We start from the raw sequence: 14,231 nt of genomic DNA, 5'->3' as shown, positions 1-14,231 counted from the left end.
CCCATGCTCCGCTACACCGTGCTCCGCCTCCTCGTCTTCCTCGGCTGCCTCGCGGCGCTCTGGCTCGCCGGCCTGCGCGACCGCGAGGACATGCTCCTCCTCGTCGCCGGGGCGGCCCTGCTGTCGGCGGTCATCTCCTACTTCGCCCTGCGCCGCTTCCGCGAGGACTACTCCGCGCAGCTCGCCGAGCGGATCGACCGCCGCACCGCGGCCAAGCGTGCCGCGGCGGCCGGGCGGCCCACCGACGAGGAGGCCGAGGACGCCGAGACCTCGGGCGACGAGGGCACCTTCCGCTGACGGGCGCCGCCGGCGGGGCCGTCAGCCCGTGGCGACGCCGACGACGACGCCGAGCGCCGTGAGTGCGGCGTACGCCACCTCGTACAGGCCGGTGGCGGCCAGCACCGGAACGAGCCCCCCGCCGGTGGTCCCGGCTCGCACCGTGCGCACCGCGCGCCACCCGAGCGGCGCGGCGACCAGGCCGAGCAGCGCCCACGGCTCGACGACGGCCATGAGGCCGAGCGCGACGACGGATGCCGTGAGCAGCGCGGTGTAGAGGTCGCGCGTGCGTGCGTCCCCGAGGCGCACCGCGAGGGTGCGCTTGCCGTGCTCGGTGTCGGTCGGGATGTCGCGCAGGTTGTTCGCGACGAGGATGGCCGACGCGACGGCCCCCACGCCGACGGCGGCGAGCAGGCCGAACCACGAGACGGCATCCGACTGGGTGTACTCGGTGCCGAGGGTCGCCATGAGCCCGAAGAAGACGAAGACGTACACCTCGCCCAGGCCGCGGTAGCCGTACGGGTTGTCGCCGCCGGTGTAGCGCCAGGCGGCGAGCACCGCGAGCCCCCCGAGCGGCAGCATGAGCCAGGCGCCGCTCAGCGCGACGAGGGCCAGGCCGACCACGGCGGCCGCCGCGAAGCACAGCAGCGCCGCGAGCCTGACGTTCGCCGGGGCGGCGAGGCGCTGGCCGACGAGGCGGACCGGGCCGACCCGGGCCTCGTCGGTGCCCCGGACGCCGTCGGAGTAGTCGTTGGCGTAGTTGACCCCGACCTGGAGGGCCAGGGCGACGACGAGGGCCAGGATGGCGAGGGCGAGGTCCGCGCCCCCGACGAGGTGGGCCGCGGCGGTGCCGAGGACGACCGGCGCGAGCGCGGCGGGCAGGGTGCGCGGACGGGCGCCCGCCACCCACTGGGAGAGGGAGGCCATGGGTGGGGTCAGAGGTCCTTGAGGAAGTCGGGGTCGTCGTCCGGGCCGAGGGGGCGGCGCGGCTGCTGCCGGATGCCGCGCGGACCCTTGCGCGGCCGGCCGGCGATGAGCCACGCGGCGGGCCCGACGAGCGGGAAGAGCAGGACGAGGATGAGCCAGGCGATCTTCGGCAGGTTGCGCACGGCGGTGTCCTCGGTCTGGATGGCGTCCACCACGCAGTAGACCGTCAGCGCGAGACTGAGCACGGCGGGCAGGTAGCGGAGCACGCGACCATCATCCCACGGTGAACAGGGCGGCCACGGCGCGCCGGTCGGGCTTGCCGGGGCCGCGGGTCGGCACCTCGGGCACCGTGAGCGACCGGCGGGGGAGGGCGTGGTCGGGCAGCACGTCGCGCAGCCGGGCCCGCAGGTCCGCGGCGGTGACGTCGTGCACGGCACCGGGCTCGAGGACGAGCAGGGCGCACACGGCCTCGCCCCACTCGGGGTCGGGGCTGCCGACGACGACGACGTCGCGGACGCCGGGCACGTGCTCGAGGATCGCCTCCTCGACGAGCCGCGGGGCGACCTTGAGCCCGCCCGTGGTGACGAGGTCGTCGACCCGCCCGTCGACCCGCAGCCGGCCGCGGGGATCGGTGTGGCCGACGTCGTCGGTGCGGAACCAGCGCACGCCGTCGTCGTCGGTGCCGAAGGCCTGCGCGCTGAGGTCGGGCCGGGCGAGGTAGCCGTGGGCGATGGTGGCACCGCCGAGGTGGATACGCCAGTCCTCGTCGAAGGCGACCTCGGTGCACGCCAGCGCGACCCCGTCGTAGACGCAGCCGCCCGCGGACTCGCTCATGCCGTAGGTCGAGACGACCGGGACACCTGCGCGTTCGGCCCGCACCCGCAACCTCGGCGGCATCGCGGCGCCGCCGACGAGCACGGCGTCGAACCCGCACAGCGCCTCGGTGCCGCCGGGGTGGTCGAGCACCCGCAGCAGCTGGGTCGGCACGAGGCTCGTGTACCGCCGGGCGCCCGGGACGAACCCGGTCGTCGCCGCGACGAACGCCTGGGGCCGGAACCCGTCGGTGAGGTCCATCGCCAGGGGCGCGGTGCCGGCGTCGAGGGAGCGCAGCAGCACCTGGAGCCCGGCGACGTGGTGGGCGGGCAGCGCGAGGAGCCACTGGCCCGCGCCGCCCAACCGGGCGTGCGTGGCCCGGGCGCTCGCCCGCAGGGCCGCGGCGGTGAGCAGGGCCCGCTTCGGGGTGCCGGTCGACCCGGACGTGCCGACGACGACGGCGAGGCCGTCGGGGAGGGTGGCGGGGTCGTGGTCGGGGACGGCCGGCGCCGGCGCCGACGCGGCGTACGGCAGCACCGGGTGCCCCCCGGACAGGGCCTGCTCGAGGTCGGGCAGCACGTCGAGGGCGGCCGGTCCGGTGGGGACCGCGAGCATCCGCAGGCCGTCCGGCGGGGAACCGGTCACCGGTGGCCCGTCGACCGGCGGCCGCGACTCAGGACCTGCCCCGGTGGTGGATGGGAAGGCGCACACGCACCAGCGTGCCACTCGGCCCGGCCTCGATGGTGATCTCCCCGGAGTGACGTTCGACGACGATCCGGCGCGAGATGTCGAGGCCGAGCCCGGTGCCCTTGCCGACCTCCTTCGTCGTGAAGAACGGCTCGAACGCGTGCGCCTGGACCTCGGGGGGCATCCCCGGGCCGGTGTCGGCGACCTCGACGACGACCCAGCCCACGGCATCCGAGCGGGCGGAGACGCGCAGGGTGCCCTCGCCCCCCATGGCGTCGACTGCGTTGTCGACGAGGTTGGTCCACACCTGGTTGAGCTCGCCGGCCATCGCCTCGATCGGCGGCAGCCCCGGCGCGTAGTCCCGTTCGACGTGGATGCCGGGCCCGAGCTTGTGGCCCATCATGACGAGGGTGCTGTCGAGGCCCTCGAGGAGGTCGGTCACCCGCAGCGAGGCGCGGTCCATCTGCGAGTACGCGCGCACGGCGGCGACGAGGGTGGAGATGCGCCCGGTGGCCTCCTTGACCTCACCGAGCAGCGCGGCCGTCGACAGGGACGCCGACACCCACTCCAGTCCCGGGCCGAGGGAGGCCGCGGGGAGGGCGCGGGCCAGCTCGTCGCACCACGTGGTGTCGGCGCCGGCCGCGGCGAGGACGGGCGCGATCTCCCAGTCGCGGTCGACGTCGTGAGCGACGAGCCAGTCGGACAGCTCGTCCTCGCGGTCGGCGAGGGCGAGGGCGCTGAGCCCGGACTCGGTGCCGCTCACCCGCCGGCGCAGCTCGTCGAGCACGGTGAAGTCCTCGGCCGAGATGCCGGCCCCCGCGAGCCGGGACAGCGCCGCGAGCAGGAGGGCGGACGTGCCCTGGAGGCTGTCGACGGCGCGGGTCGCGGCGGATGCCGGGTTGTTGAGCTCGTGGGCCAGGCCCGCGGAGAGGGTGCCCAGCGCGACGAGGGCCTCGCGCTGGCGGGCGGTCGACTCGATCCGTCGTACGGTGGTGACGAGACCGTTGATGAAGTGCAGGCCGAACGGGAACCACTGCTCGGCGAGCCGGCGCAGCTCGGTCGAGGGCAGCCGGAGCACGCGGCCGGCCCCCGCGGCGCGGGCGGTGGCCAGGTAGGAGCCGTGCTCGTCCCACGCGGCGAACCCCCCGGCCCACTGGCCCGGACGAGCCAGCCGGCCCATCGGGGCCTCCTCGCTGCCGACCCGGCGGAACAGCTCGACCTCGCCCTCGAGCAGGACCCACCACGTGTCGGACGGGGTCCCCTCGTGGAAGAGCACCTCGTCGGGGGCGACGGTGTACTCGTCGGCGGCCGCGAGGAGCTGCTCGAGCTGGGGGTCGGTGAGCCCGTCGAAGAGGCTGAGGGTCCGCAGCTCGGTGAGGTCCATCAGACGGTCTCGAGGTAGCGGTGGACGAGGTAGACCGACATCGCGCCCTCGCCGACGGCTGACGCGACCCGCTTCATCGAGTCGAGCCGCACGTCACCGGCCGCGAACACGCCCGGCACGCTCGTCTCGAGGGCGTAGGGCGGGCGGGTGAGCGGCCACCGGCCGGCGTGCTCGGCGTGGTCGGGGTGCTGGAGGTCTGGCCCGGTGACGAGGAAGCCCTTGGCGTCGCGGACGACGCCCTCGCCGAGCCAGTCGGTGCGGGGCAGGGCCCCGATGAAGACGAAGAGCCAGTTCGTCTCCTCCTCGTGCGTGCGGCCGGTGTCGCGGTCGACGAGGGTCACGCCCTCGAGGTGGTCGGTGCCGTGCGTCGCGACGACCTCGGTGCGGTAGCGCACCTCGACGTTGTCGGCGGCGAGGATGCGCGCCACGAGGTACTCCGACATCGAGGCCCCGAGCCCGTCCCCGCGCACGAGCATGACGACGCGGCTCGCCACCCGGGCGAAGTTGAGGACGGCCTGCCCCGCCGAGTTGGCGGCGCCGACGACGTGGACGACCTGGCCCGCGGTCTGCGCCGCCTCGCTCGCCGAGGCACCGTAGTAGACCCCGCGCGACCCGAGCTCGTCGACCCCGCGGGCCTCGAGCCGGCGGTAGGCCACCCCGGTCGCGACGAGCACGGCCCGGCTCTCCACCTCGCCCCCGTCGGCGAGTCGCACCGCGTGCACCGGGCCCCGTTGCTCCAGCCCGACGACCTCCTGGGCCAGCACGGTCTCGGCGCCGAACCGGGCTGCCTGGGCGACCGCACGGTGGGTGAGGTCGGCCCCGGACACGCCCTTGGGAAAGCCGAGGTAGTTCTCGATCGCGGCGCTCTGGCCGGCCTGGCCGCCCGGGGCGTCCCGCTCGACGACGACGGTCCGCAGGCCCTCGGACGCGGCGTAGACCGCGGCGGCCAGCCCGGCCGGCCCGCCGCCGACGATGCACAGGTCGTAGAGCGGCTGCTCGGCCCGGGTCCGCAGCCCGAGCGCCTCGGCGAGCTCGACGCTCGTGGGGTTGCGCAGGGGCTCACCCTCGGGCAGGAGCACGAGTGGGAGGGAGGTCGGGTCGGCGTCCGCGAGGTCGACGAGCCGGCGGGCCTCCTCGTCACGCTCGAGGTCGAGCCACGCGTACGGGATGTGGTTGCGGGCCAGGAACATCTTGACGTCGTAGCTGCGGTCGGACCACAGGTGGCCGACGACGCGCACGGTGCCGTCGCCGTCGGGGTGGTCCCGGGTCCACGCCGCGAGCAGGTCGTCGACGACGGGGTAGAGCGTGGCCTCGGGAGGCTCCCACGGCTTGAACATGTAGTAGTCGAGCCCGATGTCGTTGATGGCCCGGATCGCGACCTCGGTGTCGGCGTACGCGGTGAGGAGGAGAAGGCGGGTCTCCGGTGAGCTCTCACGGACCGCCGCCATGAGCTCGATGCCGGTCATGCCCGGCATCCGCTGGTCGGAGACGAGGAGGGCGACCGGCCGGCCGCGCAGGGTGAGCTCGGCCAGCATCGCGAGCGCCTCGTCGCCCGAGGTCGCGCGGACGACGCGGTACCCGGACCCGTAACGGGCCCGCAGGTCGCGCACGATCGCCCGCGAGACCTGCGGGTCGTCGTCGACCGCGAGGATCGTGGCCCTGGCCATGCATGCTCCTTCGAGCGCGGAGTGGGACGTGCTGCCACCCTAGGGCGGACGACCGGGCGCAGAGACGCGTTCGAGGAGTGCCGCACGTCTCGTCGGCGCCCTCGCGCGCGTGGCCCGCGCGGTGGATGATGGGGACGGCGCAGGAGGTGGAGCGTGGACGAGACGTACGCGGCGTACCTCGGGAAGGTCCAGACGCAGCGGGCCGAGCTCGGGGAGTCGATGTCGGCCCTCCAGGGCGCCCTCGACCACCCCGCCGGCCTCGGCTCGACGTGGCGCGGCCGGGTGCGGGCGGCGCTCACCGAGCTGGCCCACGACCTGCGCGACCACGTCGAGCTCACGGAAGCTCCCGGCGGCTTCTACGACGACATCCTCACGAAGGCGCCGCGCCTCAGCCACCGGGTCGACGAGCAGAAGGCCGAGCACGCGGCGCTGCTCGCCGAGGTGGAGCGGCTCCTCGACGAGCGGGACGAGGGGATGCCGGGGGAGGATGCCGTCGCGGCCCACCGCGAGGCCGCGACCCGGCTGCTCGGCCAGCTCGTGCGGCACCGCCAGCGCGGGTCGGACCTGACCTACGAGGCCTACGCGGTCGACCTCGGCGGGATGGGCTGAACCCTTCCGTCCCGGATCGAGTGAGCAGGACACGCCGGTCCCGGAGGCGGATCCCGGGCGTGTCGTGCTCACTCGACCGAGCAGGCGGGGTGGGACGTGGCGACGCCCGGTCAGACCACGACGAGGGCCGTCGTCGCGACGACGACCGTGGCGACGACCTCGCCGATGCCGACCACCTTGGGCGACAGGCGGTAGGCCGGCAGCACGGCGGCCCGGACCGTCAGCAGCGCGAACACCACGACGAGCCACGGGTCGACCCACGTCATCGCGACGGTGGCCGCCCCGTGGGCGATCGCCGAGAGCCAGTGGAAGCGCTCGTCGCCGCGCTCGCGGATCATCGTCTTGACGTAGAGCACCGTGCCGGCGAAGTACGCGGCCACGACGGCCGTGAGCGTCCAGGCCCGGGCCCAGTCGGTGCCGCCGCCGGCGTCGTAGGCGACGAGCACCATGAGCGAGGAACCGGCACTCGTGGCCAGCCCGCTCCACAGGCTTCTGTCGTCGCGCCGCGCGCTCGCCACGAGCCCGACGCCGAGCGGGACGACGAACAGCGGAGCCCACCGCAGCAGCCCCGGGTCGAGCGCGAGGGTGAGGGCTCCGAGCACAGCCGCCAGCACGGCATACGCACGCACCGGTGGCAGGTACCGGGGTCGCCGGCGCGCCTTGAGCCACAGCCCGGTCGCGAAGAACGCGAAGTAGCCGGCGAACCAGAAGCCGGTGAGCGGCACGTGCACCCACGCCGGCCCCGACGCGAGGATGCCGACGGCGAGCGGAGTGGCGAGCATGGCCCACGCCCCGTGCTGGTTGGGCACCCATCCCGGCCCACGCCTGCGGTTCACGCGGTCGAGCCTAGGAGGGATGAGCGGGCGGGCCGGACGGAGGGGCCAGCCGGCGGGCCGGACGGAGTGTCAGCGGGCGGCCGTCGCGCGGCCCTCCCGGGTTGGGCGAGCGGGTGCTGCCGCGTCGGTGGACATGGCCGCGGCCGGTCTGATGCGAAGCGATGGGCACTCCTGCGGACTCCCGGCGGACTACAGGGAGGTAGACCAGGGATGACCTGCGATGATGCGGCGTATCAGAAGTACCAGGGGAACGGCGACCAGTCGGGGTCGCGCTTCTCGAGGAACTGGTCGCGCCCCTCGACGGCTTCGTCGGTCATGTAGGCGAGCCGGGTCGCCTCGCCGGCGAAGACCTGCTGGCCCACGAGCCCGTCGTCGAGGAGGTTGAACGCGAACTTGAGCATCCGTTGCGCCTGGGGGCTCTTGCCCATGACCTCGCGAGCCACCTGCAGGGCCTCGCTCTCGAGGTCGGCGTGGTCGGCGACGACGTTGACCGCGCCCATCCGGTGCATGTCGTCGGCGGAGTACGTGCGCCCGAGGAAGAAGATCTCGCGGGCGAACTTCTGGCCGACCATCTTCGCGAGGTAGGCGCTGCCGTAGCCGCCGTCGAAGCTGCCGACGTCGGCATCCGTCTGCTTGAACCGTGCGTGCTCGCGCGAGGCGAGGGTGAGGTCGCACACGACGTGGAGGCTGTGGCCCCCGCCGGCCGCCCACCCGTTGACGACGGCGACGACGACCTTGGGCATCGTGCGGATGAGGCGCTGCACCTCGAGGATGTGCAGGCGGCCGCCCTCCGCCCTGACCCGACGCTCGTCGACCGTGTCCGCGGTCTCGCCGGCCGCGTACTGGTAGCCGGAACGGCCGCGGATGCGCTGGTCGCCGCCCGTGCAGAACGACCACTTCCCCGCGCTGCCGGTGCCCTCGGGGCCGGGTCCGTTGCCGGTGAGGAGGACGACCCCGACGTCGGCGGTGCGGCGGGCGTGGTCGAGCACCCGGTGGAGCTCGTCGACGGTGTGTGGCCGGAAGGCGTTCATCACCTCCGGCCGGTCGAAGGCCACCCGGACGCAGCCCAGCCCGACGGCCCGGTGGTACGTGACGTCGGTGAGGTCGTCGAAGCCCGGCACCTCCTCCCAGGCGCTCGGGTCGAAGGTCTCGCTGACACCGCGGATCGCGCTCACGGCGGCAAGGCTAGCCGCGTGCTTCCTCGTGCCGTCGTCGGGTCAGGTTCCGAGGAGCCGGACGTCGAGCCCGGGGAAGCGGCCGAACCCACGGTCGAACGTCACGAGGGTGGCGCGTGCGGTGGACACGACGGCCGCGAGCCAGGCGGGGGGACGGCGCTGGCCGAGGCGGCCTACGGTTGGCGGCGTGCCCCTTGCTCCTGTCGGCGACCTCCTCGCCGCCCTGCGCGTCGTCGCGATCCCCATGCGCGTGCCCTTCCGTGGGGTGACGACCCGTGAGGTCGCGCTGCTCGAGGGGCCCGCCGGCTGGGGGGAGTTCGGCCCCTTCCTCGAGTACGGTCCGGCGGAGGCCTCTCGCTGGCTCGAGTCCGCCGTCGAGTCGGCGTGGCAGGCGTGGCCGGCCGCGCGGCGGGACACCGTGCCCGTCAACGCCACCGTGCCCGCCGTCGCACCGGAGCGGGTGGGCGAGGTGCTCGCGCGCTTCCCCGGGTGCACGACGGCCAAGGTCAAGGTCGCCGAGCGAGGGCAGGGGCCCGATAGCGACGCCGCGCGGGTCGCGGCGGTCCGCGAGGTGCTCGGGCCCTCGGGGCGGATCCGCATCGACGCCAACGGCGCCTGGTCCGTCGTCGACGCCCAGTCCGCCCTCGCCCGGCTCGCCCGCTACGACCTGGAGTACGCGGAGCAGCCGTGCGCCACCGTGGAGGAGCTGCGCGACCTCCGCCTGGCACTGGCCCGCAACGGAATCGACGTCCCGATCGCCGCCGACGAGTCGATCCGCAAGGCCGATGACCCGCTGCGGGTGCGCGACCTCGGCGCGGCCGACGTCGTCGTCGTCAAGGTGGCACCCCTCGGCGGGGTGCGACGGGCCCTCGAGGTCGTCGACGCCTGCGGCCTTCCCGCCGTCGTGTCGTCGGCCCTCGACACGAGCGTCGGCATCGCGGCCGGGGTGGCGCTCGCCGCGGCCCTGCCCGCCCTCGAGCACGCATGCGGGCTCGGCACGGCCGCCCTCCTCGAGGGCGACGTCGTGGACCCACCACTCGTCCCGCTCCACGGTGCCCTCCCCGTCGGCCGGGTGGCGGCCGCCCCGGAGCTGCTCGCGCGCCACACCGCGCCACCCGACCGGGTCGCGTGGTGGCGCGACCGTGTCGTCGCGTGCCACGCGCTCATGACCGGGGGTCGGGACTGAAGCAGGGTCCTTCGCACCGGATCCGGGCGGGTCTCGTGCCCCACGGATCGCGGCCGCAGCCGCTCCCCGTGACCTGACCGGAGGTGATCGGACCCACGCCGCCGCATCCGCGAGGGGCCGCGAGGCCGAAGATGAGGCATGACCGTCCTCCCGCTGCAGATCTCCACACCCTCCGTCGCAGTGCCGGCCGAACGGGCCCGCTCGCTGCGGGTGTTCAACCTCGTCATGGGGCTGCTGCATCTCGCCTCGGGCGCCGCCATGGTCGCCCTGAGCACGGACTTCACCCTCCCCGTCTCGGTCTTCGCCCTCGGTGGACCGCCCGGCACACCACTCGAGAACGGGACGCTCTCCGGCATCCTCGACGTCCCCCTCGCCTGGGCGACGGCGAGCTTCCTGTTCCTGTCCGCGCTCTTCCACCTCGTCATCGCCTCGCCGTGGGGGTTCCCGCGCTACGTGCGCGAGCTCGAGCGCGGCCGGAACCGGTTCCGGTGGGTGGAGTACTCGCTGTCGTCGACGCTCATGATCGTCCTCATCGCGCTCGTCACCGGCATCACCGACCTCGCGGCGCTCATCGGGCTCGCCTTCGCGAACATCGCGATGATCCTCTTCGGCTGGCTCATGGAGGTCTCGAACAACGGCCTCATGCACGGCCGGGACCAGGCGCCCTCACGCGGAGAGCGGGCCTGGTGGACGCCGTTCTGGTTCGGTTGCGTCGCCGGGATCGGCCCGTGGGTCGCGATCGCGGCCTACCTGTGGGGGGCCATCGTCGTGCTCGACGGGCAGGGGCCTCCCGGGTTCGTCTGGGGCATCCTCATCAGCCTGTTCGTGCTCTTCAACACCTTCGCGCTCAACCAGTGGCTCCAGTACCGCCAGGTGGGGCGGTGGCGGGACTACCTGTTCGGGGAGTGGCAGTACGTCATCCTCAGCCTCGTCGCCAAGTCGGTGCTCGCCTGGCAGGTCTTCGCCAACACGCTCATCCCCACCTGACCGGCCGCCGTCCCCACCGGGACGCCCCAACGCCGACTGCGCGGCGGCTGCGGCCGGCACACCGCTGCCGATGACGACGAGGTCGTGGCGCGGTACGGCCGCCGGCGCGGGTGTGCTCGTCCACAGCCGGGGCGTCGCGGGCGCCCGGTCCACAGGTCCGGCCACGGACTGTGCCCACGGGCCCGGAGGGGGTGGGGTGGGAGGCGGGCCGGGGGTCGGCCCGGGAAGGGGGACTCGGATGCCGGGCACGGGCGAGCTGCGTGACCTCGCCGCCGCGCTGCGGGGGGCGGCGCGACGGGTCGAGGCTCGCCGGGCGGCCCTCGGTCGGTACGCGCTCGTCTGGTGGGAGGGCACCGCGGCCGAGGCGTACCAGCAGCAGGTGGCGCACAGGGTCACCGCCCTGGCGACCCTCGCCCGCGAGCTGGACGAGGCGGCCGTTCTCGCCGAGGAGGTGGTGGCCCTGGCCGAGCAGGGGGGCGTTCTGGACCCATGACGGGGGTGGGCGTGCGGTCCGCGTCGTTGCACGCCGCGGCGGCGCGGGTGGCGGAGCTGGCCGACGAGCTGCGCGCCGAGTCCAGCCGGCTGGCCGTCGCGCTGGGGCGGGCGGGCGTGCCGCCCTTGCGGGAAGGGACGCGGTGGGCCGTCGTCCTCGCCTGGGGTCGAGCCGAGGCGGGCGCCCTCGCCGTCGTCGGGCCGGCGGGGACGTGGGGGCACGCGCTGGCGCTCGACGCCCTCGCCCTGAGGCTGCGTGTCGCTGCCGCCGCGTACGAGGAGGTGGAGGCGGCCGTGTCGGCGGTGCTCGCCGGCGTCGGCCGGGGGGTGCACCTCGCCGCGCACGGCGGCTGGCTCACCGAGGTCGGGGGCGTCGCCCGGGTGACGGCTGTCGAGCCGACGCTCGAGCTCGGGGCTGTCGGCGGTGGCCCCGACGTCGACGGTGCTGCGAGGGTCGACGGTGCGGCCGGGGCCGAGGGGGCGGTCGGTCTCGAGGGGTCGCTCGGGTCTGGGGGGGCGGTAGGGCTCGAGAAGGCGGTCGGGCACGAGGGGTCGCTCGGGTTCGACAAGGCGGTCGGGTTCGACGGGGCGGCCGCCCTCGTCGCGGCGGGCCGCGGGCTCGACGGGGGCCGGGTGCGCGTCGTGGAGGTCTCGCGGGGGGACGGCGGGTCGGCGTGGGTCGTCGTCGTGCCGGGCACGCAGGAGTGGTCACCCCGAGCGGGGTCCAACCCGTTCGACCTCACGACCGACCTCCGGGCCATGACCGGGTACCCGACGGTGGCCGCAGCCGGCGTCACCGCCGCGCTGTCGGCGGCACGGTCGAGCTCAGGTCGGTCGTCGACGACCGACCCCGTCCTCCTCGTCGGCCACAGCCAGGGCGGCATCCTCGCGGCGGCCCTGGCCGGCGACGTGGCGTTCGCGCGGCACCACCGGGTGACCCACGTGCTCACGACCGGCGCACCGGTGGGGCTCTTCCCGGTGCCTCGGCAGGTCCGGGTGCTCGCGGTCGAGCACGGCGCCGACCCGGTGCCGCGCCTCGACCTCACGCCCAACCCGTCCCACGCGTCCTGGGTCACGGTGCGCACTCCGGCCACGGGCGCGGTGCTCGACGTGGCCGACCACCGGCTCGACGCCCACGTCGAGACGATCGCGGTCGCCGAGGACGCACCACGCGGGACGGTGCCCGGGCTCGACGCCTGGCAGGCGTCGGCCGGGGGCATCCTCGGCCGGCCGGTGCGGTCGGTGTCGGAGTTCCGCATCGACCGGCAGTGGCAGAATCCGGCCTCGTGACCCCCTCCAGTGCGCTCGCCGTGGTGCTCGTCGACGAGCTGGTCCGCAACGGCGTCCGCGACGTCGTGCTGTGCCCGGGGTCGCGATCGGCCCCGTTGGCGTACGCCGTGCTCGACGCGGAGCGGTCACGGCGGATCCGCCTCCACGTACGGGTCGACGAGCGCAGCGCCGGCTTCCTCGCCCTCGGGCTGGCCCTGGCTTCCGGGTCACCCGTCGCGGTCGTCACGACCTCGGGAACGGCGGTCGCGAACCTCCACCCGGCCGTGCTCGAGGCCCACCACGCAGGTGTCCCCCTCCTCGTCGTGAGCGCCGACCGGCCCCACGAGCTGCGCGGCACCGGGGCCAACCAGACGACGGCCCAACCCGGGCTGTTCGGTTCGGCCGTGCGCTGGTCGGCCGACCTCCCGGCGCCCGTCATCCGGCCCGGGCTGCCACCGTTCTGGCGCAGCACGGTCTGCCGGGCCGTCGCGGCAGCGTTAGGGACGGTGGGGACGGCGGGGTCGCCCGGTGCGCTGCCGGGCCCGGTCCACCTCAACGTGTCGCTGCGCGAGCCGCTCGTGCCCGACGCCGTCGCGTCCCGGTGGCCCGACAGCCTCGACGGCCGCCCCGACGACGCGCCCTGGGTGAGCGTCACCGCCCGGGCGGCCCAGCCCGCCGGGCCCGACCTGCCCGCGCTCGAGCGCACGCTCGTCGTCGTCGGCCGCACGCGCGACCCCCGCGTGGCGGAGCGCGCGGTGGCCTGGGCCGCCGAGCGCGGCCACCCCGTCGTCGCGGAGCCGTTCGGGCCCCGGTCGGTCCGTTCGGCCGCCCTGCCCCACGGCCCCCTCGTGCTCACCGCCACCGACTGGGTCGAGCGGCACCTGCCCGACCGGGTGCTCGTCGTCGGGCGGGTCACCCTGTCCCGTGCGGTCGCGGCCCTCCTGCGTCGCCCCGGCGTGCGCGTCGAGGTCGTGTCCGAGGGTGGGCCGTGGCCGGACCCCTCGCACGTCGCCGCCGCCGTGCACCCACCGTCCGTTCTCGCCTCGGCCTCCGGCGGCGTGGCAGACCACGGCCCCGCGGTCCCCTCCTCGACCGCCGCCGACCCACGGGGCAGCGCCTCACACCTCGGGGCGTGGGCCCAGGGCTGGCGCCGGGCTGGGCAGGCCCTCGCGGATGCCGTTGCGGCTGAGCCGTTCCCGTGGCCGAGTGGACTCGCGGTCGGGGGCGCGGTCGCGGCATCCCTGCCCCCCGACGCGCTTCTCGTGCTCGGGTCGTCGAACCCCGTGCGTGACCTGGACCTCGCTGCCCCGGGTCCCGTGGCCGGCGACGCCCTCGCCAACCGAGGCCTCGCCGGCATCGACGGCATGGTCTCGACCGCGGTCGGGGCGGCGCTCGCCGCCCCCGGCCGGCCGGCGTACGCCCTCGTCGGCGACCTGACCTTCCTCCACGACGCCAACGGGCTGCTCGTCGGTCCCGACGAGCCGACGCCCGACCTCACGGTCGTCGTCGTCAACGACGACGGGGGTGGGATCTTCACGACCCTCGAGCCCGGCGCACCCGAACGGGCGGCCGACTTCGAGCGCGTCTTCGGTACGCCGACGGGGACCGACCTCGCCGCGCTCTGCCGCGCGCACGGCATCCGGCACGACCGGGCCGACGACCGCGACGAGTTCGCCGCGGCGCTCGCCGCGCGCCCTGCCGGCATCCGGGTCGTCGAGGTGCGCGTCGACCGCGCCTCCCACCGGCGGGCGCACGCCGAGCTGCGCGCCCTCGCCGCGCGCACGCTGCTCGACTGATTGCACATCACCCACCGTCGAGGGGCCGGATCCGGCCTCGGGAGGTGGGTGATCCGCAATGAGTCGCTGAACGTGTCGAGGGACGGGCGACCCGATTTCGGTCCGTCCCCGGCGCCTTGCGAGAATG

14 protein-coding genes are annotated in these 14,231 nt (G+C 75.2%); 7 read left to right on the top strand and 7 right to left on the bottom strand.

Features of this window, described 5'->3' with window-relative positions:
* Positions 1 to 3 precede the first annotated feature (3 nt).
* Complete coding sequence (locus ABD899_RS17165) at positions 4 to 297, top strand: DUF4229 domain-containing protein (RefSeq protein ID WP_345208255.1); 294 nt, start codon at positions 4 to 6, stop codon at positions 295 to 297.
* A 21-nt stretch (positions 298 to 318) separates the two neighbouring features.
* Here ABD899_RS17165 and ABD899_RS17160 read toward each other — a convergent pair whose 3' ends face one another.
* The 5 genes from ABD899_RS17160 to ABD899_RS17140 are packed head-to-tail and all read right to left on the bottom strand — an operon-like array spanning position 319 to position 5,754.
* Positions 319 to 1,203 (bottom strand): 1,4-dihydroxy-2-naphthoate polyprenyltransferase, encoded by an 885-nt coding sequence (locus ABD899_RS17160; RefSeq protein WP_345208253.1) that lies wholly within the window; start codon positions 1,201 to 1,203, stop codon positions 319 to 321.
* 8 nt (positions 1,204 to 1,211) lie between these two features.
* On the bottom strand, positions 1,212 to 1,469 hold the full coding sequence (locus tag ABD899_RS17155; RefSeq protein WP_345208251.1) for a PLD nuclease N-terminal domain-containing protein: 258 nt from the start codon (positions 1,467 to 1,469) through the stop codon (positions 1,212 to 1,214).
* Between the two features lie 7 nt (positions 1,470 to 1,476).
* Entirely contained in the window at positions 1,477 to 2,661 is a 1,185-nt protein-coding gene (gene menE / locus ABD899_RS17150) for an o-succinylbenzoate--CoA ligase (protein WP_345208249.1), read from the bottom strand.
* A gap of 28 nt (positions 2,662 to 2,689) precedes the next feature.
* Positions 2,690 to 4,087, bottom strand: coding sequence for a sensor histidine kinase (locus ABD899_RS17145; protein ID WP_345208248.1), 1,398 nt, complete (start codon positions 4,085 to 4,087; stop codon positions 2,690 to 2,692).
* Positions 4,087 to 5,754 (bottom strand): FAD-dependent oxidoreductase, encoded by a 1,668-nt coding sequence (locus ABD899_RS17140; protein ID WP_345208246.1) that lies wholly within the window; start codon positions 5,752 to 5,754, stop codon positions 4,087 to 4,089. The genes ABD899_RS17145 and ABD899_RS17140 overlap by 1 nt, the downstream gene beginning before the upstream one ends.
* Positions 5,755 to 5,907: 153 nt before the next feature.
* Here ABD899_RS17140 and ABD899_RS17135 point away from each other — a divergent pair, with 153 nt between their 5' ends.
* Positions 5,908 to 6,363, top strand: coding sequence for a hypothetical protein (locus ABD899_RS17135; RefSeq protein ID WP_345208244.1), 456 nt, complete (start codon positions 5,908 to 5,910; stop codon positions 6,361 to 6,363).
* 110 nt (positions 6,364 to 6,473) lie between these two features.
* On the opposite strand, the gene ABD899_RS17130 is transcribed toward ABD899_RS17135, so the two are convergent.
* Both ABD899_RS17130 and ABD899_RS17125 read right to left on the bottom strand, forming a co-directional pair.
* Positions 6,474 to 7,199 carry a YwiC-like family protein gene (locus tag ABD899_RS17130; protein WP_345208242.1) on the bottom strand — a complete coding sequence of 242 codons (726 nt, stop codon included), beginning with the start codon at positions 7,197 to 7,199 and terminating at the stop codon, positions 6,474 to 6,476.
* A 233-nt stretch (positions 7,200 to 7,432) separates the two neighbouring features.
* Positions 7,433 to 8,374, bottom strand: coding sequence for a 1,4-dihydroxy-2-naphthoyl-CoA synthase (locus ABD899_RS17125; protein ID WP_345208240.1), 942 nt, complete (start codon positions 8,372 to 8,374; stop codon positions 7,433 to 7,435).
* A gap of 187 nt (positions 8,375 to 8,561) precedes the next feature.
* Between ABD899_RS17125 and ABD899_RS17120 the strand changes: the two genes are divergently transcribed.
* The 5 genes from ABD899_RS17120 (at position 8,562) to menD (ending at position 14,104) form a co-directional block, all read left to right on the top strand.
* Positions 8,562 to 9,560, top strand: coding sequence for an o-succinylbenzoate synthase (locus tag ABD899_RS17120; protein WP_345208238.1), 999 nt, complete (start codon positions 8,562 to 8,564; stop codon positions 9,558 to 9,560).
* Between the two features lie 138 nt (positions 9,561 to 9,698).
* Positions 9,699 to 10,547, top strand: a complete 849-nt coding sequence (gene heR, locus ABD899_RS17115; protein WP_345208236.1) for a heliorhodopsin HeR — start codon at positions 9,699 to 9,701, stop codon at positions 10,545 to 10,547.
* A 238-nt stretch (positions 10,548 to 10,785) separates the two neighbouring features.
* Positions 10,786 to 11,040, top strand: a complete 255-nt coding sequence (locus ABD899_RS17110) for a hypothetical protein (RefSeq protein WP_345208234.1) — start codon at positions 10,786 to 10,788, stop codon at positions 11,038 to 11,040.
* Positions 11,037 to 12,329 carry an alpha/beta hydrolase family protein gene (locus tag ABD899_RS17105; RefSeq protein ID WP_345208232.1) on the top strand — a complete coding sequence of 431 codons (1,293 nt, stop codon included), beginning with the start codon at positions 11,037 to 11,039 and terminating at the stop codon, positions 12,327 to 12,329. The genes ABD899_RS17110 and ABD899_RS17105 overlap by 4 nt, the downstream gene beginning before the upstream one ends.
* Positions 12,326 to 14,104, top strand: a complete 1,779-nt coding sequence (gene menD / locus ABD899_RS17100) for a 2-succinyl-5-enolpyruvyl-6-hydroxy-3-cyclohexene-1-carboxylic-acid synthase (RefSeq protein ID WP_345208230.1) — start codon at positions 12,326 to 12,328, stop codon at positions 14,102 to 14,104. The genes ABD899_RS17105 and menD overlap by 4 nt, the downstream gene beginning before the upstream one ends.
* Positions 14,105 to 14,231: the final 127 nt, after the last annotated feature.

This window comes from Fodinibacter luteus (assembly GCF_039541575.1).
Classification (GTDB): Bacteria; Actinomycetota; Actinomycetes; order Actinomycetales; family Dermatophilaceae; genus Fodinibacter; species Fodinibacter luteus.
This window is presented reverse-complemented; position numbering and strand designations above follow the sequence as displayed.